The sequence below is a fragment of the Frankia sp. Mgl5 genome, assembly GCF_023242985.1.
In the GTDB taxonomy this organism is placed as follows: Bacteria; Actinomycetota; Actinomycetes; order Frankiales; family Frankiaceae; genus Parafrankia; species Parafrankia soli.
The window spans coordinates 1-251 of sequence record NZ_JALKFY010000242.1; the positions used below are offsets into that span (position 1 = coordinate 1).

The window sequence follows — 251 nt, forward strand, 5'->3', positions numbered from 1 at the left end:
GGCATACGATGTCGGAAAAAATGCTGCACATGAAGTCGGAGTATGACTGGGTTCGCCAGTTTTTGATGTATGAACCGAGAGGCCACGACGTGATGTCAGGCGCATTGTTGGTTGAGCCGTGCCATCCGGAAGCGGACCTGGGCGTAATTTATATCGAAACCGGCGGGTATTTGCCGATGTGCGGCCATGATACGATCGGTGTCTGCACGGCGGTGGTGGAAATGGGCCTGATTCCCGTAGCAGAGCCACTG

Annotated in this window: 1 protein-coding gene; it reads left to right on the top strand. The window is 55.0% G+C overall.

Annotated elements, in window-relative coordinates; all coding sequences use genetic code 11:
• Window positions 1-8: 8 nt before the first annotated feature.
• A partial coding sequence (locus tag MXD62_RS09190; RefSeq protein ID WP_285224008.1) for a proline racemase family protein occupies window positions 9-251 on the top strand: 243 nt, incomplete at its 3' end.